Raw genomic sequence first — 21,194 nt, 5'->3', positions numbered from 1 at the left:
CCGGTCGCATGGCCCGGTCGTATGGCCCAGCTTTATGGCAGCCTGACTGACTTTTCGGACACACCCCGCCCGGCGATCGAACGCGGCACCGATCCTTTCTTGACTCCAATTGTCATCTTTAAATAGGGAGGGGCGGGGCGGCGGATGATCGCCCGTTGCAAGGGTTCGCATGCCATGGTCCGCGTTCATCGCCCTCTCCCGACGATCCTCGCCGGCTGCACGGCCCTGTCGCTCCTCTCCGCCTCGGCCGGCGCGCAGGAACCGATCGTGCTCGACACGGTGACGCTCGAAGGCGGCGGCGGCGCGGCGGCCGCCCGCGATCCGGGCACCGGCATCGGCGGCGGCGTGCGCACCGAGGGCTATGTCGCCAAGGGCGCGCGGATCGGCACCAAGACCGACACCGATCTTCGCAAGGTCCCGCAGGCCGTCGCGGTGGTCTCGCGCGAGGAGCTGGAGGACCGCAAGGTCCAGTCGCTGGTCGAGGCCGCGCGCTACACGGCCGGCGTGCGCGCCGGCACCTTTGGCTTCGATCCCGCCTTCGACACGCTCTTCGTGCGCGGCTTCAACGTCGCCGACACCGGCTACTACCGCGACGGGCTGCGCAGCCTCGGCGGCACGTTCGCCGTGTTCCGCCACGAACCCTACGGGCTCGACGGAATTTCGATCCTCAAGGGACCGAGCTCGGTCCTCTACGGCTCCGGCGCGCCGGGCGGCATCGTCAACGTCATCTCCAAGCGCCCGACCGAGGCGCCCTATCGCGAGATCGAGGGGCAGCTCGGCTCTCACGACCGCGCGCAGGTGAATTTCGACGCCTCCGGCCCGCTCGGCGCCGGCGACAACGTCCTCTACCGCCTGACCGGACTGGAGCGCTCGGCCGACACCGAATTCGTCGCGGCGCGCGACGACCGGACCTACATCGCGCCGGCCTTCACCGTCCGATCGGACGACCGGAACACCCAGCTGACCGTGCTCGGCGAGTACACGGACCTCAAGTCGGGCGGCGCGCGCGGCTTCCTCACCTTGAACAACCGCGTCACCGACATCGAGCAGGGCGATCCCCGCTTACGCGATCTCGACCAGGAACAGGCGCGCATCGGCTACGAGTTCGAGCACCGCTTCGACGAGATGTTCACGGTGCGCCAGAACCTGCGCTACCAGACGATCGACACGAACATGCGCTTCGTCTCGGTCTACGGCATCAATCCCGGCGGGCTCACCGCCCCTCGCGGCGCGGGACAGATCCTCGACGAGGCGGACGGGATCGCGGTGGACAACCAGGTGCAGGCGGAGGTCCGGACGGGCGAGATCGCGCACACGCTGCTCGGCGGGCTCGACTATACCTATGCCGACACGCGCTACCGCTACGGCGCCGGCGCCGCGCCCGACCTGGACCTCCTCACGCTGAACTACGGGCGCCAGCCGATCTCCGGACCGGTCTCGCACGATCTCTCCGACACCGACACGCATCAGGGCCAGACCGGGCTCTATCTCCAGGACCAGGCCGAATACGACCGCTTCGTGCTCACCGCCGGACTTCGCTACGACTGGCTGGACACGGACTCGCTGAACAACGCGACGCCCGCCGCGACGTCGCGGACAAAGGACGAGAACCTGTCGGGCCGCGTCGGCCTCGCCTATCTCTTCGACAACGGCCTCAGCCCCTACGCGAACTACGCCACCTCCTTCGCGCCGACGACGGGCCGCAGCGCCGGCGGCACGCCCTTCGACCCGACGGACGGCGAGCAGGTCGAGATCGGCGTGAAATACGCGCCGGAGGGCGCGGGCTATTCGGTCGACGCCGCGCTCTTCCGCATCCGCCAGAGCAATCTCCTGATCACCGATCCCGCCGACATCAACTTCCAGGTGCAGCAGGGCGCGGTCGTCTCGGAGGGCTTCGAGCTCCAGGCCAGTGCCGGCATCGCGGACGGGCTGAACCTCGTCGCGGCCTACACCTATACCGACCTCACCTATGATGCCGGCGCGGACGACGGACGCCGCGTTCCCGGCATTCCGCACCACCAGTTCTCGCTCTGGGGACAGTACGACGTCCTGTCCGGCCCGGCCGAGGGGCTGGGGCTCGGGCTCGGCACGCGCTTCATCGGGCCGAGCTATGCCGACAACGCCAACCGCCAGGAGAACGAGTCACGCATCCTCGTCGACGCCTCGCTCTCCTATGATTTCGGCGCGCTGAACCCCAAGCTCGAGGGCGTCGCCGCACAGATCAACGCCAAGAACGTCTTCGACCAGCGCGACGAGACCTGCTCGACCGGCTACTGCTACCGCGAGGAGGGCCGCAACGTCATCGGCTCGCTCCGGTATCGCTTCTGAGCGGGGGCCGGACCGGGTGACGCTGACGAGAACGCCTTCGAGGGACCGGATGCCGGGACGGCTGACCCGCCGCGCGCTTCTCGGCGCGGCGGCAACGGCCGGCCTCGCGCCGCGCGCCGCCATCGCGCAAGGGGCCGCGTCGGCGGGCGAGATCCGCTTCGCCCATGCCTTCGGCGAGACCGTGCTGCCCGGACCGGCCCGGCGCGTCGTCTCGCTCGGCTTCACCACGCAGGACACGCTGATCGCCCTCGGGACCCCGCCCGTCGCGCTGCGCTCCTGGTTCGGCGACCAGCCGAACGGCATCTGGCCCTGGGCACGGCCGCTCGCCGGGGACGCCGCGCCGGTGATGATCGCCGGCGAGGTCGCGATGGAAACCGTCGCCGCCCTCCAGCCCGACCTCATCGTCGGCATCGGCTCCGGCATCTCGGAGGCGGAATACGCCATTCTCTCCCAGATCGCGCCGACCCTCATGCAGGCGCCGGGCCGCGCGGCCTACGGAACGCCCTTCGATGAGCTGACGGCGACGCTCGGCCGCGCGCTCGGCCGCGACGCCGAGGCCGCCGATCTCGTGGCGCGGACGAAGCGGCTCTTCGCACACGCGCGCCGGCGCCATCCCGACTGGGCGGGACGGACGGGCGTCGCGGCCTATCATTTCGGCGGCGAGACCGGCGCCTTCTCGGCCCACGACACGCGCGGCGCGTTTCTCGCCGAGCTCGGCTTCGCCCCCCGTCCCGAGATCACGCGCCTCGCGGGCGACACTTTCTTCACCGGGCTTTCGCCGGAAGACCTCTCGCCGCTCGACGGCGATCTCCTTCTCTGGATCTCCTCCTTCGATGCCGCGCCCGATCTCGCCGCGCTGCCCATGCGCAAGCTCCTCGCCGCGCACCAAGCGGGCCGCGAGGTCTTCGCGGGCGCGCTGACGGCGGCGGCGCTCTCCTTCGGCAGCGTGCTCTCGCTGCCCTTCGCCCTGTCGCAGCTGGAAGGCGAGATCGCGCTCGCGCTCGACGGCGACCCCGCGACCCCGGTTCCCTCGGCGGTGACGGCGGGCCTGTCGCCTTGAGGGCGGGACCGGTCGTCCTGCGGACGATGCTTCTCGCCGGGCTCCTCCTCGCCGCCGCCGCGCTGACGCTGGGCGTCGGCGTGCGCGACGCGACGCTGCCGGAGATCTGGCGGGCCTTCGCCGCCTTCGATCCCGCCGACCCGCTGCACCAGACGATCCTCTCGATCCGCCTGCCGCGTCTCTTCGCGGGGCTGATCGCGGGCGCCTCGCTCGGCATGGCGGGAACGGTGATGCACGCGCTGACGCGCAATCCGCTCGCCGATCCCGGCCTTCTCGGCGTCGGGGCGGGCGCGGCCTTCGCCGTCGTCGTCGGCGCGCTCGTGCTCGGCACGGCCGATGGCGGCACGGTGACGGCGCTGGCCTTTCCCGGCGCGGGCGTCGCGGCGGGCCTTGCCTTCGCGCTGGGCGGCGGCTTTCGCGGGGATGTCGGCCCGGTCCGGCTGACGCTCGCGGGCGCGGCGCTGAACGCGCTTCTCCTGTCGCTCGTCTCCGCGGTCGTCCTCACGCGCTCCGACAGTCTCGATCTCTTCCGCTTCTGGGTCACCGGCTCGCTCGCCGAGGCCGGGGCGCGGCCGCTCGGCGCGATGGCGCTCGCGGCCCTTTGCGCGGGCGTCCTCGCGCTCGCCTCGGCCCCGGCGATCGAGACCCTGTCGCTCGGAACGGGCCTGGCGCGCGGGCTCGGCACGCGCATCGTCCGAGCGCAGGGAGCCGCGCTCCTCGTCGTGACGCTGTTGACGGGGGCCGCCGTCTCGGTCGCGGGGCCGATCGCCTTTCTCGGCCTGATGGTGCCCCCGCTGGCGCGCCGCCTCGCCGGTCACGGCTTGCGCGCGGGCCTCCTCGCCTCGGCGGCGATCGGGGCCTCCATCCTCCTCCTCGCCGACACGGCCGGGCGGCTCGTGCTCGCGCCGGCCGAGGTGCGGGTCGGGATCATGACGGCGCTGATCGGCGGGCCGGTCTTCATCGCCATCGCGCGCCGGCTGCAGGGCGGGCGCGCGGCGTGAGCGGCGGGACGGCGGCGGGCCCGACGAACCGCCTGGCGGGCGCGGCCATGCTCGGCTCGCTCCTCCTGGCCGCCGCCCTCGCGGGGCTCGCGATCGGCGACGTTCCAACGAGCCTCCCCGATCTCTGGCGGGGCGCGATCTCCGGCGAGGGGCCGGGCGCGCTGACGCTGCGCGTCATCCGGGGGCCGCGCGTCGCCTCGGCGGCCGGGGTCGGCGCGCTGCTCGGCCTGTCCGGCGCGGTGCTGCAGTCGCTGCTCAGGAACCCGCTCGCCGCGCCGGACCTCCTCGGCTTCAACGCCGGGGCGGGCCTTGCGGTCGTCGCCGGGATCGCGTTCGGTCTGGCGCTTCCCGCGCCGCTCCTCGCCTCGGCCGGGGGCCTTGCGGCCGCGCTCCTGATGGCCGCCCTCGCGCATCGGCCGGGCCATGCGATCTCGACGCCGACGCTGATCCTCGTCGGGCTCGGCACCGGCTTCTTCGCGGGCGCGATCGGCGCCTTCCTTCTCCTGACGCTGCCAAATGCCGAGGCCGCCGAAGCGCAGCGCTGGCTGACGGGTTCGCTCGCCGCGCGCAACTGGGCCCATGTCGGTCAGGTCTGGCTCACCGGCGGCGCGCTGGCGCTTCTCCTCGCGCTGCAGGTGCCGGCGCTGAAGCTCCTCGACCTCGGCGACGATCTCGCTTCCGGTCTCGGCCTTCGCGTCCAGCGCGCGCGCTGGGGCCTCGTCGGCACCGCCGTTCTCCTGTCCGCCGCCGCCGTCGCCGTGGCGGGGCCGGTGCCGTTCGTCGCGCTGATGGCCGCGCCGCTCGGCATCGCCATGACCGGCGCGCGCGCGCCCGGCAGTCGCCTTTTCGCCGCCGCCGGGGCCGGAGCGCTGATCCTCGTCCTGTCCGATCTCGCCGCCCGCGCGGCGATCCCCGGCCTGCAGCTTCCCGTCGGCGTGACGACGGGGCTTCTCGGCGCGCCCTATCTCCTGTGGCGGCTGTCGCGCGAGATGGAGAAGGGCAAGTTGTGAACGACCTCCACCTGCGGGCCGAAGGCCTCTCGCTCGCCTATCGCGACCGCCGCGTCCTCGACGATCTGACGCTGGCGCTGCCCGCCGGCCGCGTCACCGCGCTGCTCGGGCCGAACGGCTGCGGGAAGTCGACGCTCTTGAAGGCCTTCGCCCGCCTCCTTTCCCCGACGGCGGGCCGCGTCACGCTGAACGGGCGGGACATCCACGCCGAGGACACGCGCGCGCTCGCCCGAACGCTCGCGATCCTGCCGCAATCGCCGCTCGCGCCCGAGGGGATCACGGTCGGCGATCTCGTCGGCCGGGGCCGCGCGCCCTGGCGCGGCTTCCTGGCGCCCTGGTCGGCGGCCGACGCGGCGGCGACGGCGCGCGCGCTCGACGCCGTCGGCATGGCCGATCTCGAGGACCGCCCGCTGGACGAGCTTTCCGGCGGCCAGCGCCAGCGCGCCTGGATCGCGCTCGTCCTCGCGCAGGCGACCGGCCTCCTCCTGCTCGACGAGCCGACGACCTTCCTCGACCTGCCGCACCAGATCGAGGTCCTGTCGCTCCTGCGCCGGCTGAACCGGGACGACGGCACCACCGTCGTCAGCGTCCTCCACGACCTCAACCTCGCCGCCCGCTTCTGCGACCATCTCGTCCTTCTCGGACCCCGGGGCCTCGTCGCGACGGGGAGCCCGGCGGAGGTGATGACGCCGGACCACCTTCTCGCCGCCTTCGGCCTGCGGGCGCTGGTCGTGCCGGACCCCGTGACGGCGGCCCCCATGGTCGTGCCGCTCTAGCGGGGCGCCCGTTCGTCGATCCGGCCGCCGGACCGCGTAGGCCGGCCGTTTCCCCGTCCCGCTTCCAGCGCGCCGCTCGCCTCCGGTTTCCCGTCAGTCTCCCGAAGAGGCGAGCGCCCTTGCTTGCGCGGACGATGGGGCCGACCGACGAGGCCGATCGAGGGGAAAGCGATAGCAAGTCCGCAAAACAATCTGAATATCGTTGACAATATGCAGGCTGATTGTAAGGTCTCGATATGACCGGCCTTCGCTCCAAGCTCGCCCTCCTCCAGCAGCATTCGCTCGCGACCCAGCTCGAGGCCGAGATCGAGCGGCTGATCCTCGGCGGCGTCTTGCGGGTCGGCGACCGCGTGAACGAGGTCCAGCTCGCCGAGCGCTTCGGCGTCAGCCGCAGCCCGGTTCGCGAGGCCCTGCGCACGCTGGAGGCCTCGGGGCTCATCGAGGCCGTGCCCAATCGCGGGATCTTCGTGCGCCGGGTCGACACGGCGACGGCGCTGAAGGTCTACGGCGTGCGCGCCGCGCTCTTCGGCTATGCCGCCCAGCTTCTCGCCGAAGCCGGCAGCGACGGCGATCTCGGCCGGCTCGCCGAGCTCCACGCCACGATGGGCTCGGCGGCCGAGGCGCACCGCTTCGCCGACTACTTTCCGCTCAACTTCGCCTTCCACGAGTTCATCGTGGAGGCCGGCGGCAACGACGTGCTCGCCGCGCAATATCGCGGCCTCGTCAAGCAGCTTCGCCTGTTCCGCGGGCAGAACCTCATGACCGGCGACACGATGGAGGTCTCGCATCGCGAGCACCAGGCGATCGTCGACGCCGTTCTCGCCCGCGATCCCGTCCGCGCCTATCGCGCGGCCTTCGACCATGTCGAGCTCGGCCGCCACCGCGTCATGGCGCGGGCCGCGGCCGAGGACGACGCCGACATCCGCCCGACATCGGGCGGCTCGACCCCGGCGCAAGCCGAACGGGTCGCCTGACCCCATCCACGACCAACGGCTCGAACGCTCGACAGAAGCGGAGCCCAACACGGGAGGACATTCGATGTTCAACACTTTGAGGACGTCCGCGCGCGCCTTGGCGACGGCCGCCATCCTCGGCGGGCTCGGCGGCTTGGTCGGCACGGCGAAGGCCGAGCCGCTCGCCTATCCGCACGAGGTCGTGACGCTCGTCACCCATTCCAGCCCCGGCGGCGGCAGCGACGTCTTCCTGCGCCAGCTGACGCGCTATCTGGAGAAGCAGATCGCGGCGACCTTCATCGTGGAGAACGTCCAGGGCGGCAGCGGCGCGAAGGCCATGGCGCGCCTCGCCTCGGCGCCTGCCGACGGCACCGTCTTCTACGCGACGACGCCGACCTACATCTACACCTCGCTCCTGTCCTCGCCGGAGGCGACCTACAAGGACCTCCAGCCGGTCGTGAACTTCTTCACGGACTCGGAGGTCATCTACACCGCCGCCTCCAGCCCCTATCAGACGCTCGCCGACGTCATCGCGAAGGCCAAGGCCGATCGCGGCAAGTGGGGCGCGGCCAATCCCGCCTCGCTGGAGCGCCAGGCCGCCGAGCAGCTGAAGACCGCGGCCGGCGTCGAGGCGGCGATCGTCTCCCACGAGGGCGGCGGCGACATGATGATCAACGTCCTCAACGGCACGCTCGACATCGGCATCGGCGAGATCGCGGAGCTGCGCGCGCAGCTGGAAGGCAAGCAGATCCGGCTGCTCGCGACCTTCAACCCCGAGCGCCTGCCGGGCTTCCCCGACATTCCGACCGTGCGCGAGAGCGGCTTCGACGTCTCGGTCCAGAAGTTCCGGGGCCTCGCCGCGCCGAAGGGACTGCCCGACGACATCGCCGCGATCTGGGACAAGGCGGCCGAGGCGACGCTCGCCGATCCCGACTACAAGAAGGCCTACGAGACCGAAAGCCTCGTCGCCAACTTCATCGACCACACGGCCTATCCGGCCTTCGTCGACGGCTTCGTCGAGAAGACCTCGTCCTTCCTGAAGAGCACCGGCGTCATCCAGTAGCCGGCTGCGGATCGACCGGCGGCGGGCGGCTCCGGACCGGACCGACCGCCGCCGGCTTCGCGCCCGCACGTCCCCGCCTCGCGACCCCCTCGCTCCGGGGACGCGCCCCGACGCGACGACATCCGACCCGACCCGACCCGACCGCAGAAAGCGGATCCCCATGAAGCAAGACCTCATCGGCGGCCTCGTGCTGCTGGTCCTCGCCGGCGGCTATTTCTGGTCGGCCGAGACCATTCCCAATTCCATGCTCGACGATGCCTTCGGGCCGCGCGGCCTGCCCGTCATCCTCGCCGGTCTCCTCGCGGTCATCGCGCTCGCCATCGTGGCGAAGGCCCTGTTGGGCCTGCGCGCCGCCGCCGGCGCCAAGCTCGCGCCGGCCACCGCCGAGGCCGTCGAAGACGGCGAGCACGAGTCGAAGCTGCCCCGCGCGCTCGGCTTCCTCGCGATCTGCGCCGCCTACGTCCTCGCCCTTCCCTATCTCGGCTATCCCCTCTCGATCGGCCTGATGATCGCGGCGGTCGCGTTCTACGAGGGGGCGGAGCGCAACTGGAAGATCCCGGCCACGGCGATCTTCGGCGGCGTCCTCTTCTGGCTCCTCTTCCACCAGCTTCTCGGCGTGCCCCAGCCCGCCGGCCTCCTCTTCTGAGCGGCGCGGACATGGACACGATCTCGACCCTCTTCGGCCTCGCCTTCCAGTCGATGGTGATCCCGGCGGCGCTCGCCGGCCTCGTCTGGGGCATCCTCGGCGGCGCGCTGCCGGGGCTCTCCGCCTCGATCACGATGGCGCTCCTCCTGCCCTTCACCTACACGATGGAGCCGGTCACGGCCGTCGTCCTCCTCGCCTCCACCTATATCGGGGCGGAATACGGCGGCTCGATCCCCGCCATCCTCATCCGCACGCCCGGCACCAATTCGGCCGCCGCGACCGTGATCGACGGCTACGAGATGAAGCGCCAGGGCCGCGCCGGCGAAGCGCTCGGCATCTCGCTCTGGTCCGGCTTCCTCGGCTCGATGTTCGGCCTCGTCATGCTGGTGACGATGACCGAGCCGCTCTCCTGGCTCGCCCTCGCCTTCCGCCCGACCTCCTATTTCGGCCTCGGCATTCTCGGCCTCAGCGTCATCGCCTCGATGTCCAGCGGCTCGCTCCTGAAGGGCCTCGCCTCGGCGATCGTCGGGCTGATGATCGCCACGGTCGGCGCCGATCCCATCGCCGGCATCAACCGCTTCACCTTCCATGTCCCGGAGCTCCTCGGCGGCATCGAGCCGGTGCTCGTGATGATCGGCCTCTTCGCGCTGTCGGAGCTGATGGTGCAGTCCGGCGCGCCGCCGCTCGGCGGGCTGAAGGAACAGGTGAAGGTGCGCCTGCCGTCCTTCGCGATGATGAAGCGCCTGCGAAGGTCCCAGACGATCGGCTGCATCATGGGCCTCTTCGAGGGCCTGACGCCCGGCGGCGGCGGCTCGATCGCGGCCTTCATGTCCTACAACGAGGCGCGGCGCTGGTCGAAGACGCCCGAAGCCTTCGGCAAGGGGTCCGAGGAGGGCGTCGCGGCGCCCGAGACCGCGAACAACACGGTCGCCTCGACGACGCTGATCCCGCTCCTCTCCTTCGGCATCCCGAGCTCCAACTCGACCGCCGTCCTCCTCGGCGGCTTCCTGATCCACGGGCTCCTGCCCGGCCCGCGCCTCTTCGAGCAGAACGCCGACGTCGTGACCGGCCTCTATCTCGGCTCTTTCGTCGCCATCGTCGGCCAGCTCCTCTTCGGCATCCTTCTCCTGCCGGTCTGCGTCTGGCTGGTGAACCGGCCCCGGCCCTATCTCGCCGGCTTCATCCTGGCGCTGATCCTGTCCGGCATCTACACGCTCGACCACAGCCTGTTCCATCTCGGCTTCGTCCTCGCGATGGGCCTCGTCGGCTATCTCATGCGCCGGGCGGGCTTCCCCTTCCTGCCGCTGATCCTCGGCGTCGTCCTCGGACACATGGTGGAATCCTCCTATCGCCGCTCGCTGGTCCTGTCCGGCGGCGATCACGGGATCTTCCTGGAGGATCCGATCGCGGTCGGCCTTCTCTCGCTGTCCCTCGCCTTCATCCTCTTCTCGCTCGGCCGAGAGGTCCTCGACGCCCGCAAGGCGCGCCGCGCCGCCGCCACGACCCGGGAGATCCATCCGTGACGCTCGCCACCCTTTCGCCCTCCGACGCGACGGCAACCGACGCCGGAGCGCCCGCGCAGACCCTGTCCGAACGCCTCGCCGCCTGGGGCGCCGGCCTGTCGCCGGCCGACATTCCCAAGGGCATGCGGGAGAAGACCGAGGCGATCCTCGTCGACGTCGTCGGGCTCTGCCTCGCGGCCCGGCACACCGATTACGTCGCAAGCCTCCTGCAAGCCGCCGAGCCCGGCCGGCACGTCGCGATCGGCCATGCCGGCCGCTTCTCGGCCGCCGACGCCGCGCTCCTCAACGGCACGGCGGCGCATGGCGAGGATTTCGACGACACGTTCGAGGGCGGCCCCGTGCATTCCGGCGCCGTCGTGGTGCCGGCCGTGCTGGCGGCGGCCGAGCGCGAGGGCTTCTCCGGCGAGCGCATCCTCCTCGGCATCGCGGCCGGAACCGAGCTTCTCTGCCGGCTCGGCCTCGTCACGCCGAAGGCGATCCACAAAGCCGGCTTCCATCCCACCGCCGTCCTCGGAGCGCTCGCCGCGGCCTTCGGCGTCGGCGTCGCGCTCGGGTCGGACGCGCGGGCGCTCAAGGACGCGCTCGGGATCGCCGGCTCCACGGCGTCCGGCATCATCGAATATCTCGGCGACGGGTCCTCGACCAAGCGCATGCATGCCGGCTGGGCCGCGCAGTCGGGCCTGCGCTCGGCGCTGATGGGCCGAGCCGGCTTCCACGGGCCGCGCGCGGTCCTGGAAGGCGAGCACGGGTTCTTCAAGGCCTTCGCGCCCTCGGTGACGCCGATGTTCGACAAGCTCTTCGACGGGCTCGGCACGCGCTGGATCGCCGAGACGATCACCTTCAAGCCCTATCCCTGCGGCACGATGGTGCAACCCTATATCGACTGCGCCATCCGCCTGAAGGCCGAGGGCGTCCCGCTCTCCGAGATCGCGCGCATCCACTGCTCGACCTCCGACGGCTACGTGCACCGCCTCTGGGAGCCGCTCGCGATGAAGCGCCGGCCGCCCACGGCCTATGCGGCGAAATTCTCGATCCCCTTCGGCGTCGCCCTCGGCCTCGCCCGCGGCCATGCCGGTCTCGCCGACTTCTCCGACGCGGCGATCGGCGATCCCGCCCTTCTCGATCTGGCGGGGCTCGTGACCTACGAGGTCGATCCCGCCGACCCCTATCCCGCCCGCTTCACCGGTCACGTCCGGATCGAGACGCGGGACGGGCGCGTCTTCGAGGCGCGGCAGGGCCACATGCGCGGCGGCGTCGACGAGCCCCTGTCGCGCGGCGAGGTCGATGCCAAATTCATCGCCAATGCGCGCCATGGCGGCATCGCCGACCCCGAGGCGATCCTGTCCGCCTGCACCGCGCTCCTCGAGGACGGTCCGGCCGATCTCGCCGCCTTCGCCGCCGCAACCCCCGGAGACGCCTGACATGCAGAACCGCGAACTCGAAGGCCGGGTGGCGCTCGTCACCGGCGCGTCGCGCAACATCGGCCGCGCCATCGCCGTCGATCTCGGCCGGGGCGGCGCCCGTGTCCTCGTCCACGCCCATCGCGACGGCGACGCCGCCGAGGAGACCGCGCGCCTCGTGCGCGAGGCCGGCGGCGAGGCGGCGGTGGCGCTCGGCGATCTCGCCGATCCCGCCGTGCCGGCCCGGATCGTCGAAGCGGCGATCTCGGCCTTCGGCGGGCTCGACATCCTCGTCGCCAATGCCGCGATCCGGCCGGAGGGCACGATCGAGAGCCTCGCCTACGAGGACTGGCGCGCCGTCATGGCGCTCTGCCTCGACAGCGTGTTCCTGCTGGCGAAGGCCGCGCTGCCCGCGCTGAAGGCCAGCGACCAGGCGGCGATCGTCTCGATCGGCGGGCTCACCGGCCACAGCGGCGCGTCCGGCCGCGTCCACGTGATCTCCGCCAAGGCCGCCCTCGCCGGCCTCACCAAGGCGCTCGCCCACGATCTCGGCCCCGACGGGATCACGGTCAACACGGTGGCGCCCGGCCTGATCGAGACCCAGCGCAGCGGCGCCGAGCCCGCGCACCATGCGAGCCGCACCAACGTCCTCGGCCGGCGCGGCTCGCCCGAAGAGGTCGCGAGCGCGGTCCGGATGCTCGCCGGTCCCTCGATGCGCTACGTCACGGGGCAGACGCTCCACGTCAATGGCGGGGCGCTGATGGTCTGATGCGGCAGGGGCCCTTCTCGCCGCAGCCCGTTCTCCTCGGCGCGGCGACGCTCGCGGCCGCGCTCGCCGGGGCCTTCCTGTTCCGGGCGCTGCACCTGCCGCTCGCCGCGATCCTCGGCTCGCTCGTCGGCGCGACGCTCGTCGCCAACACGCTCGGCGTCCTGCCGGGCGGGCGGCTGATCCGGCGCGGCGGCCAGCTCTTCGTCGGCGCGTCCGTCGGCGCGGTCCTCTCGCCCGACATTCTCGGCGCGCTGACGCGCCTTTTGCCCCTCATGGCCGGCGTCGCGCTCGCCTCGAACCTCGCCGGTTTCGCCCTCGCCTTTCCGCTCGCCCGGATCGCGGGGATCGACCGGCTGACCGCCGTCCTCTGCTCGCTGCCGGCCGGCATGGCCGAGATGGCGACGCTCGCACAGGAGCTTCGCGCCGACGAGCAGGCCGTCGCCCTCGTCCACACGCTGCGCGTCGTGCTCGTCCTGTCGCTGATCCCGCTCTGGCTCGGCCTCGTGGCCAAGACCGGGCAGCCGCCGGCCCCGCTCGGCGGCTCGGCGGGTCTTGGCGAGATCCTTCTCCTCGCCGCCGTGTCCGGCTTGGTCGCGGCGGTGGCGACGCGGCTGCGCGTCGTCAACGCCTATATCATCGCGCCGATGCTGCTTTGCGTGGCGATCGTCTCGGCGGGCCATGCCCTGCCGCCGGTGCCGCCGCTCCTGCTCTTTGCCGCCCAGGTCGCGATCGGCCTGTCGCTCGGCCTGCGCTTCCGCCTCGACCGGCTGCGCCGCCTGCCGCGCGTCGCGATCGGCGGGCTCCTTTCCGGCCTCGCGCTGATCGGCGCGGCCTTCGCCGGGCTCGCGCCGCTGGCCGAGCGCTACGGCGACGTCGACCATATCTCGGCGATCCTCTCGGTCGCGCCCGGCGGTCTCGGCGAGATGATCGCCTCCGCCGGCACGCTCGGGCTTCTCGCGGCGGTCGTCGCCGGCTTCCAGCTGACGCGGACGATCTCGACGAACCTTCTCGCGCCGCCGCTGATCCGCTGGGCCGTCGGACCGTCCGCCGACTGATCGAAAGCAATAATAGTCATCTGTTGACAATCTGCAGTTTGATTCATACGCTTCCCTGAAGAACTGAGAGCGGGCCGCATAGACGGACCCGCCGGACCTTCAGGGAGGTTGGATGGCGTTCCTCGAATTGGACGGCCTGACGAAGAGCTACGGCGCTCTGACCGTGGTCAAAGGCGTGAATCTGGCGGTCGAGAAGGGCAAGCTCGTCTGCCTCCTCGGTCCGTCCGGCTGCGGCAAGACGACGACGCTGCGGCTCATCGCGGGCTTCGTGCCCGCCAATGGCGGCGAGATCCGCGTCGGCGGCAAGGTCGTCTCCTCCGCCGCCTCGACCGTGCCGCCCGAGGGGCGCAACATGTCGATGATCTTCCAGAGCTACGCGCTCTGGCCGCACATGACCGTCTTCGAGAACGTCGCCTACGGCCTGCGCCTGCGCAAGCGCCCGGCCGCCGAGATCAAGAACCGCGTCGACACGATCCTCGCCGCGACGCAGCTGACCAAGCTCGCCGAGCGCTATCCGGGCGAGCTGTCCGGCGGCCAGCAGCAGCGCGTCTCGCTCGCCCGCGCCCTCGTCATCAAGCCGGAAATCCTCCTTCTCGACGAGCCGCTGTCCAATCTCGACGCCAATCTTCGCGAGGAGATGCGCTTCGAGATCCGGCGCCTCCACGACGAGTTCCGCTACACCACCGTCTACGTCACCCACGACCAGGTCGAGGCGATGACCACCGCCGACGTGATCGTCGTCATGAACGACGGCCGGATCGAGCAGGCGGGCTCGCCGGAGGACATCTACGAGCGTCCCGAGACCGAATTCGTCGCCCGCTTCATCGGCGGCACGAACATCCTGTCCGGCGCGCGGCTCGACGATCGCACGGTCTCGGCCGAGGGCGGGCTCGTGCTCGCCTGCTCCAGCGGCACGGTCGGGGCCGCCGGCGCCACCACCGCCGTCTCGGTGCGCCACCACGACATCAAACTGTCGCAGACCCGTCCCGACGTCGACACCAACGTCGCATCCGGCACGGTGACCCGGCAGATCTATCTCGGCTCCCACCGCGACTATCTCGTCGCGCTGAAGGGAGGAGCCACGGTGCGCACCGTCGCGCCGGTTCATGTCGCGATCCCGGTGGGCGGGGAGGTGTGGCTTCGCTTCCCTCCCGAGCACTGCCGGGCGCTGGCGCAGTAAGACCAACGAAAAGACGACAACGGGAGGAAGACCAGCATGTGGACGAGAACGATGGCCGCCGCGCTTCTGGCGGCCGGAGCCCTGGCGACGCCGGCTTCGGCCCAGGCGCCCGCCCCCTACCAGATCACGCCCGAGCTCGAGGCGGCCGCCAAGGCCGAGGGCAAGGTCGTGTTCTACACCGCGACCGACGTCACGGTCGCCGAGAAGCTCGCAGACCTCTTCAAGCAGACCTATCCCGGCATCGCCGTGCAGGTCGAGCGCGCGGGTTCCGAGCGCGTCTTCCAGCGCATCGGGCAGGAATATTCGACCGGCATCTACAGCGCCGACGTCATCGAGACCTCCGACGCCGTGCATTTCGAGTATTTCAAGCGCGAGGGCTGGCTCGAGCCGATGGTCCCGCAGGAGGTCGCCGAGAAGTGGCCGGCCGACGAGAAGGACCCGGACGGCAACTTCGCCGCCTATCGCGCGCATCTCTCGGTGCTCGCCTACCGCACCGATCTCCTGCCGGAGGCCGAGGCGCCGAAGACCTGGACCGACCTGCTCGATCCCCGCTTCAAGGGCAAGATGGTCAAGGCCCATCCCGGCTACAGCGGCACGATCATGACCGCGACCTACGTCCTCAGCCAGCTTCTCGGCTGGGAGTATTTCGAGAAGCTCGGGCAACAGGACGTCATGCAGGTCCAGTCCTCCACCGAGCCGCCGAAGAAGCTCGCGCAGGGTGAGCGCACCCTCGAGGTGGACGGCAACGAGTACAACATCTTCCGCCTGCAGGACGAGGGCCAGCCGATCAAGATCGTCTATCCCGCCGAGGGCACGCCGCTCGCCGTCGGCAACGCCGCCGTGCTGAAGGAAGCGCCGAACAAGAACGCCGCCAAGCTCTTCTACGCCTTCCTGTTCTCCAAGGAGGCGCAGCAGCTCAACAGCGACTTCGGCGGGCTTCGCTCCTTCCATCCCGACGTGAAGGAAAAGGCCGGCCGCACGCCGATCTCCCAGATCAAGCTCCTCCATTCCGACCCGGTGGCGCTCGAACCCGAGATCGAGACGATCAAGTCGAACTACGAACAGTATTTCGGAACCTGAGGCCGCGATGACCAGCATCTCCCAAGACGACACGGCACCGCGCCGCGGGATCGACCTGTCCTGGCCGACCTTCGCCTTCCTTGCCGCCCTCTTGAGCGTGCTGGTCATCCTGCCGCTCTTCTGGCTGCTGTTCTACAGCGTCCGGAACGATCGGGGCGGCGGGTTCACCCTCGGCAACTTCGTCGCTCTCTTCACCGACCCGACCCTCTTTCGCGCCTATGGCCTCGCCTTCGGCATGGCGCTCGGCGTCGGCATCCTCGCCTGCCTCGTCGCCACGCCCATGGCCTGGCTGGTGGCACGCACCGACCTGCCGGGCCGGCGCATGATCCGCATGCTGGTGACGGCGTCCTTCGTGACGCCGCCCTTCCTCGGCGCGATCGCCTACGAGATCCTCGCCGCGCCCAATTCCGGCGCGGTCAACGTCCTCTACCGCTATCTCTTCGGCCTCCCGCGCGACGCCGTGCTCGTCAACATCTACTCGTTTCCCGGCCTCGTCTTCGTGATGGCCTGCTTCATCTTCCCCTTCGTCTTCACGCTCGTCGCCAACGCCTTCGACAAGGTGCCCTCGGACCTCGAGGATGCCTCCTCCATCCTCGGCGGCCGCGCGATGACGACGTTGCGCCGCGTCACCATTCCGCTCGTCCTGCCGGCCATGCTGGCGGGAACGCTGATCGCGATCCTGCAGGCGCTGACCATGTTCGGCTCGCCCGCCATCATCGCGCTGCCCGCCGGCTTCCACGTCATCACGACGAAGATCTGGAGCCTCTTCCAGTTTCCCCCCAAGCCCGGCCTCGCCGCGGCCGCGGCCCTGCCGCTCCTCGTCCTCACCGTCCTCCTCCTGCGCACGCAGCGCGCGATCCTCGGGCGCAAGGGCTACACGGTGCTCGGCGGCAAGAGCGGCACGCCCCGCATCACGCAACTGGGTCCCTGGAAATGGGTCGCGGTCCTCTTCGTCGGCACGGTGCTCTCGCTGACGATCGTCCTGCCCTATGCGGCGCTCGTGAAGACGGCCTTCTCCAACAGCGTCGGCGACATCTTCGACTTCACGACGATGACGCTGCGCCACTGGAACTTCGTGCTCTTCGAGTTCTCCGCCACCCAGCTGGCGCTGAAGAACACGTTCCTTCTCGGCATCGTGACGGCGACCATCGTCACCGCCATCGCGCTCGTCGTCTCCTATCTCGTGACGCGGCGTTCGGTGCCGGGCGCGCGCTTCCTCGGCGTCCTCGCCACCGCGCCGGTCGCCATTCCCGGCATCGTCCTCGGCGTCGGCCTGTTCCTCTCCTACGCCAACCCGACCTTCAAGCTCTACGGCACGCTCTGGATCCTCCTCATCGCCTTCATGACGATCGAGCTTCCCGCGGGCTACCAGCAGATGTCCGCCTCCTTCCAGGGCGTCCATCCCGAGCTGGAGGAGGCCGGCCGGATCATGGGCGCCTCGCGGCTGAAGACGCTCTGGGACATCACCGCGCCGCTCCTGCGCACGAGCGTCGTCGCGGCCTGGTGCTTCGTCTTCGTCGGCACGATCCGCGAGCTGTCGGCGACGATCCTCCTGACCACGGCCAACACCAAGCTCGTCTCGGTCATCATCTACGACCTCAACGAAAGCGGCGATCTCGGAGCGATCTGCGTCCTCGGCATCATCCTTCTCGCCGCCTCCTTCGTCGTGGTCTTCGCCGCCAACCGGCTGCCGGTGCTCGGCGGCTCGCAGATGAACGCGCGGGGTTGAGGACCATGTCGCGGCGGAGGCCTGTCCCGCTCCGCCGCGACACTTCGGCAAGACCGGATTCAACCCTTGAGATTTCGGTCACGGGCGCCGGGGAAAGCCGCTATAGAGGCCGGACCCGTACCTTGGCGACGCTCGCGATGGCCCCGACATGTCCGATATCCTGAACCTGCCGCAGAATCTTTCGGCCATCGACTTCCTGCGCACGCGCTCGCTCGCGAACGTCGTGCAGGCCGAGATCGAGCGGATGATCATCGACGGCGAGCTGAAGCCGAACGAGCGCGTCAACGAGAACGGTCTCTCGCAGCGCCTCGGCGTCAGCCGGGGACCGATCCGCGAGGCCTGCTCGGCGCTCGCCGCCATGGGTCTCATCGAGATCATTCCGAACCGCGGCTTCTTCATCCGCGCCCTCTCCAACGAGGAGGCCAAGGATCTCTCGGAGGCGCGCGCCTGCGTCTTCGGCTGCATGGCGATGATTCTCGCCGAACGCGTCACGGACGAGGAGATCGCGTCCCTGCGCAAGCTGACGGACCGGATGGACGAGATCGTCGCGCTCGGCGACGTCCATGTCTACTATCCCGTCAATCTGGAATTTCACAAGCGCATCGCGGTTCTCGCCGACAACGACCGGCTAGAGACGATCTACGGCAATTTCGTGCGCGAGTTGCACATCCAGCGCTACCGCGCGCTCGCCAGCCACGACGTGCTGCACATCTCCAACGAGGAGCACAAGGCGATCGTCGACGCGCTGGAGGCGCGCGATCCCGTGCGCGCCCTCGTCGCCGCCCGCGGCCACATCCGCAACGGCATCGCGCGCACCGAAAAGGCCGGCCAGCCGGAGGACGCGGTGCCCAAGCGCAAGCCGGGACGAAAGCCGAAGGCGGTGGAGGGGGAGTAGGCGGGACCGGATCGAGACCGACCCGGAGGCCCCGCATCCTGCGCGGGGAAGCGGCCGGTGGCCCGAGCCGGCGATGCCGTCCTCAGACGGCTCGCGGCGCGGCGACCGGTCGATAGAGCAGGACCCGCGCGGTCGGTCGGATCTGGAGGAGAATGTCGAATTCGGCGGCATTGGCCGAGAGCAGGGTCAGCCCGAGCTTTTCCGCCTGCAGAAGCAGCACGCAGTCCTGCAGCGCCTTCATCCGGTCGTCCCGCGCATAGCCCTGCCGTCGCGCGAGGAGGCCCGCATAGACCGCGGCTCTGGCCAGGACATCGGCATCGGGCGCGAACCGCCGGTGCGCCGGAATCGCTGAGATGAGCGCCCCGATCGCGGCGATCGCCGCCGGCGTGCGCCGGTCGTCCTCGGCCAGCGCGCCGATCGAAAACATCAGCTCCTGCACCGCGACCATGGAATGGTTGACGATGCGGATGTCGATCAACTGCTCCACCATGTCGGGCGCCGTGCCCCGCATCTGGTCGATGTAGACGCAGGTGTCGAGAAGCAGTCCGCTTCCCGCCACCGCCGCGTCGCCCAGATACGGCAATTCGGCGTCGGGCCGTCGGGCCAGCGTCCGGCCGGGATCGTGGCGGCGGATGCGCAGGGCAGCGTCGAGGTCGAAGGCCACGTCAGAAGCCGAGATCGAGATCGGGCTCGACGGTGCCTCTCACCGCTCGGAACGTCGCCGCGAACCTGTCCTCGAGAGCGACGTTCGCCAGGGCGAATTCGAGAAGCTCGGTGTCGGATCGGAGCCCCGTCCGCGCCTTCGCCTGCGCGATCAGGTCCCGGCTGACCCGGCCCGCGATGCGCGCGTCCTTGGCCTGCGTCAGTCCCTCGTCGGCGGCTTCCCGCAGGACGGCTTCCACCACGGCGGTCTGCAGGCTCTTGCTCATGGCGGACTCGCTCCGTTCAACGCATTGACGGTTTTGTGCAACATACCCGTGAACAAGCGGAGGCGGAAGGGTCTATCCCTTCGCGGTGGACGTCTTTGGCCGACGCCGGGCTCAGCTGAAACGCAGCCGGGCGCTGCTCCCGACTCTGGTCAAGATCCCCAGGGATTCTTGTCTCACCTCGAAACACCTCTTCCCGCGTGACAAACAGGGATTTCTGCAATCTGTTGACAATTTACAGTCTCATCGCCAATGTCCGGACATCACGAACGAGCCCGGCAAGGACACGAGATGAACCAGAACAATGCCGTCGACATCGAGCTGACGAAGTACGTCGCCGAATTCATCGTTTCGACGAAGGTCGAGGACCTCCCGGCGGACGTGATCGCGCTCGGCAAGAAATCGATCCTCGACGGCTTCGGTCTGGCGCTGTCGGGCTCGGTCGCCAAAAGCGGCGAGCTGGTGCGGCGGCATCTCGGCGATCTCGACCTCGGCGAAGGCGCGGCGACGGTGATCGGCGGCGGGCGCAAGGTCGCGCCGCGCTTCGCAGCCTTCGCCAACGGCGTCGGCATCCACGCCGACGATTACGACGACACGCAGCTCGCCGTCGCCAAGGATCGCGTCTACGGCCTGCTCACCCATCCGACCGCCCCGGCCCTGCCGGCCGCCTTCGCCATGTCCGAGCTCCTCAAGGCTTCGGGCCGCGACTTCATGATGGCCTATCACCTCGGCGTCGAGGTCGAGTGCAAGATCGCCGAGGCGATCGCGCCGCGCCACTACCAGACCGGTTTCCACGCCACGGCCACCTGCGGCACCTTCGCCGCGGCGGCGGCGGCCTCGCGCCTCATGGGCTTCGACGTCGCGACGACGCAGCGCGCGCTGTCCCTCGCGGGCAGCCAGTCCGCCGGCCTGCGCGAGAATTTCGGCACGATGACCAAGCCCTTCCACGCCGGCAAGGCGGCGGAGAGCGGCGTCGCGGCGGCGCAGTTCGCCTCCTACGGCTGGACGGCGGCGGCGCGCATCCTGGAAGCGCCGCGCGGCTTCTTCTCGGCGGCGGGCGGGGGCTACGACCAAGCCGCCATCCACGGCAAGCTCGGCGCGCCCTGGACCTTCTCCAGCCCCGGCGTCTCGATCAAGCCCCATCCGTCGGGCTCGCTCACCCATCCCGGCATGACCGAGATGCTGCGCCTCATCCAGACGCACGCCATCCGGGCCGAGGACGTCGCCCATGTGCGCGTCGGCACCAATTCCAACATGCCGAACGCCCTCATCCATCACCGCCCGAAGGACGAGCTGCAGGCGAAGTTCTCCATGGAGTTCTGCATGGCGATCCTCCTCCTCGACGGGCGCGCGGGCCTCGCCGAGTTCACCGACGCCGCCGTCGAGCGCGAGGACGTCAAGGCGATGATCGAGAAGGTCGATTTCGTGATCGACGACGAGGCGGAGGCCGCCGGATACCACCTGATGACGACGATCATCGACATCGACCTCAAGGACGGCACGCGCATTTCGGGCCGGGCCGATTTCGGCAAGGGCAGCCCGGCCTTCCCGATGAGCTACGACGAGGTCGCGGGCAAGTTCCGCGAGAACGCCGAGTTCGCCGGCATGTCCAGCGCCCATGCCGACGAGATCGTGGAGCTCGTGCGGCGCGTCGAGACGCTGTCCGGCATGGACGACCTCTCGCGCCTCCTCATCAACGCGGCCTGAACCCCGCCCTCCAGGACCTGCGGGGCGACCGGCGGCGGGCTTGACGCCCCGCCGCCGTCCCGCCCCGCGCCATCGATGACGCCGGCCACGCGG

General features: G+C 70.3%; 19 protein-coding genes. 17 read left to right on the top strand and 2 right to left on the bottom strand.

From position 1 onward, the window contains the following. The first annotated feature begins 174 nt into the window (after positions 1 to 174). From ASG43_RS06765 to ASG43_RS06690, 16 genes are all read left to right on the top strand, one after another. Complete coding sequence (locus ASG43_RS06765) at positions 175 to 2,328, top strand: TonB-dependent siderophore receptor (protein WP_244488007.1); 2,154 nt, start codon at positions 175 to 177, stop codon at positions 2,326 to 2,328. Positions 2,329 to 2,377: 49 nt separating this feature from the next. Then, a complete protein-coding gene (locus ASG43_RS06760) occupies positions 2,378 to 3,388 on the top strand; it encodes an ABC transporter substrate-binding protein (protein ID WP_156386545.1) in 1,011 nt (336 codons plus the stop codon). Beyond that, positions 3,385 to 4,389, top strand: coding sequence for an iron ABC transporter permease (locus tag ASG43_RS06755; RefSeq protein ID WP_156386543.1), 1,005 nt, complete (start codon positions 3,385 to 3,387; stop codon positions 4,387 to 4,389). The genes ASG43_RS06760 and ASG43_RS06755 overlap by 4 nt, the downstream gene beginning before the upstream one ends. After that, on the top strand, positions 4,386 to 5,399 hold the full coding sequence (locus tag ASG43_RS06750; protein ID WP_156386541.1) for an iron ABC transporter permease: 1,014 nt from the start codon (positions 4,386 to 4,388) through the stop codon (positions 5,397 to 5,399). The genes ASG43_RS06755 and ASG43_RS06750 overlap by 4 nt, the downstream gene beginning before the upstream one ends. Then, the gene (locus ASG43_RS06745) at positions 5,396 to 6,175 is read left to right on the top strand and encodes an ABC transporter ATP-binding protein (RefSeq protein ID WP_056502122.1); all 780 of its coding nucleotides are present in this window, start codon (positions 5,396 to 5,398) and stop codon (positions 6,173 to 6,175) included. Before ASG43_RS06750 ends, ASG43_RS06745 begins: the two co-directional genes overlap by 4 nt. Positions 6,176 to 6,411: 236 nt before the next feature. Continuing rightward, positions 6,412 to 7,149, top strand: a complete 738-nt coding sequence (locus ASG43_RS06740) for an FCD domain-containing protein (RefSeq protein WP_056502119.1) — start codon at positions 6,412 to 6,414, stop codon at positions 7,147 to 7,149. A 64-nt stretch (positions 7,150 to 7,213) separates the two neighbouring features. Continuing rightward, positions 7,214 to 8,191 (top strand): tripartite tricarboxylate transporter substrate binding protein, encoded by a 978-nt coding sequence (locus ASG43_RS06735; protein ID WP_056502117.1) that lies wholly within the window; start codon positions 7,214 to 7,216, stop codon positions 8,189 to 8,191. A 160-nt stretch (positions 8,192 to 8,351) separates the two neighbouring features. Further along, entirely contained in the window at positions 8,352 to 8,837 is a 486-nt protein-coding gene (locus ASG43_RS06730; RefSeq protein ID WP_056502114.1) for a tripartite tricarboxylate transporter TctB family protein, read from the top strand. Positions 8,838 to 8,848: 11 nt separating this feature from the next. Continuing rightward, positions 8,849 to 10,360: a tripartite tricarboxylate transporter permease gene (locus ASG43_RS06725; protein WP_056502111.1), complete on the top strand. Its 1,512-nt coding sequence runs from the start codon at positions 8,849 to 8,851 to the stop codon at positions 10,358 to 10,360. Continuing rightward, on the top strand, positions 10,357 to 11,781 hold the full coding sequence (locus ASG43_RS06720; protein WP_056502109.1) for an MmgE/PrpD family protein: 1,425 nt from the start codon (positions 10,357 to 10,359) through the stop codon (positions 11,779 to 11,781). Before ASG43_RS06725 ends, ASG43_RS06720 begins: the two co-directional genes overlap by 4 nt. A gap of 1 nt (position 11,782) precedes the next feature. Then, positions 11,783 to 12,529, top strand: a complete 747-nt coding sequence (locus tag ASG43_RS06715) for an SDR family oxidoreductase (protein ID WP_056502105.1) — start codon at positions 11,783 to 11,785, stop codon at positions 12,527 to 12,529. After that, positions 12,529 to 13,584, top strand: a complete 1,056-nt coding sequence (locus ASG43_RS06710; protein WP_056502102.1) for an AbrB family transcriptional regulator — start codon at positions 12,529 to 12,531, stop codon at positions 13,582 to 13,584. The genes ASG43_RS06715 and ASG43_RS06710 overlap by 1 nt, the downstream gene beginning before the upstream one ends. Before the next feature lie 112 nt (positions 13,585 to 13,696). Next, positions 13,697 to 14,764: an ABC transporter ATP-binding protein gene (locus tag ASG43_RS06705; RefSeq protein ID WP_056502098.1), complete on the top strand. Its 1,068-nt coding sequence runs from the start codon at positions 13,697 to 13,699 to the stop codon at positions 14,762 to 14,764. Positions 14,765 to 14,800: 36 nt separating this feature from the next. Continuing rightward, the gene (locus ASG43_RS06700; protein ID WP_056502095.1) at positions 14,801 to 15,844 is read left to right on the top strand and encodes an extracellular solute-binding protein; all 1,044 of its coding nucleotides are present in this window, start codon (positions 14,801 to 14,803) and stop codon (positions 15,842 to 15,844) included. A 7-nt stretch (positions 15,845 to 15,851) separates the two neighbouring features. Beyond that, the gene (locus tag ASG43_RS06695; protein WP_056502093.1) at positions 15,852 to 17,573 is read left to right on the top strand and encodes an iron ABC transporter permease; all 1,722 of its coding nucleotides are present in this window, start codon (positions 15,852 to 15,854) and stop codon (positions 17,571 to 17,573) included. Between the two features lie 148 nt (positions 17,574 to 17,721). Continuing rightward, a complete protein-coding gene (locus ASG43_RS06690; protein WP_056502090.1) occupies positions 17,722 to 18,468 on the top strand; it encodes an FCD domain-containing protein in 747 nt (248 codons plus the stop codon). A gap of 82 nt (positions 18,469 to 18,550) precedes the next feature. Here the strand turns inward: ASG43_RS06690 and ASG43_RS06685 are convergent, their stop codons facing one another. Together ASG43_RS06685 and ASG43_RS06680 are read right to left on the bottom strand one after the other, a co-directional pair. Next, the gene (locus ASG43_RS06685; protein ID WP_056502088.1) at positions 18,551 to 19,132 is read right to left on the bottom strand and encodes a hypothetical protein; all 582 of its coding nucleotides are present in this window, start codon (positions 19,130 to 19,132) and stop codon (positions 18,551 to 18,553) included. Position 19,133: 1 nt separating this feature from the next. Further along, complete coding sequence (locus ASG43_RS06680; RefSeq protein WP_082490701.1) at positions 19,134 to 19,397, bottom strand: hypothetical protein; 264 nt, start codon at positions 19,395 to 19,397, stop codon at positions 19,134 to 19,136. A 288-nt stretch (positions 19,398 to 19,685) separates the two neighbouring features. On the opposite strand from ASG43_RS06680, the gene ASG43_RS06675 reads away from it, so the two are divergent. Beyond that, on the top strand, positions 19,686 to 21,101 hold the full coding sequence (locus ASG43_RS06675) for an MmgE/PrpD family protein (protein WP_056502085.1): 1,416 nt from the start codon (positions 19,686 to 19,688) through the stop codon (positions 21,099 to 21,101). Positions 21,102 to 21,194: the final 93 nt, after the last annotated feature.

It is taken from the genome of Aureimonas sp. Leaf454 (genome assembly GCF_001424685.1).
Lineage (GTDB): Bacteria > Pseudomonadota > Alphaproteobacteria > Rhizobiales > Rhizobiaceae > Plantimonas.
The sequence above is the reverse complement of the archived record's forward strand: the minus strand, read 5'-3'. Positions and strand labels throughout refer to the sequence as shown.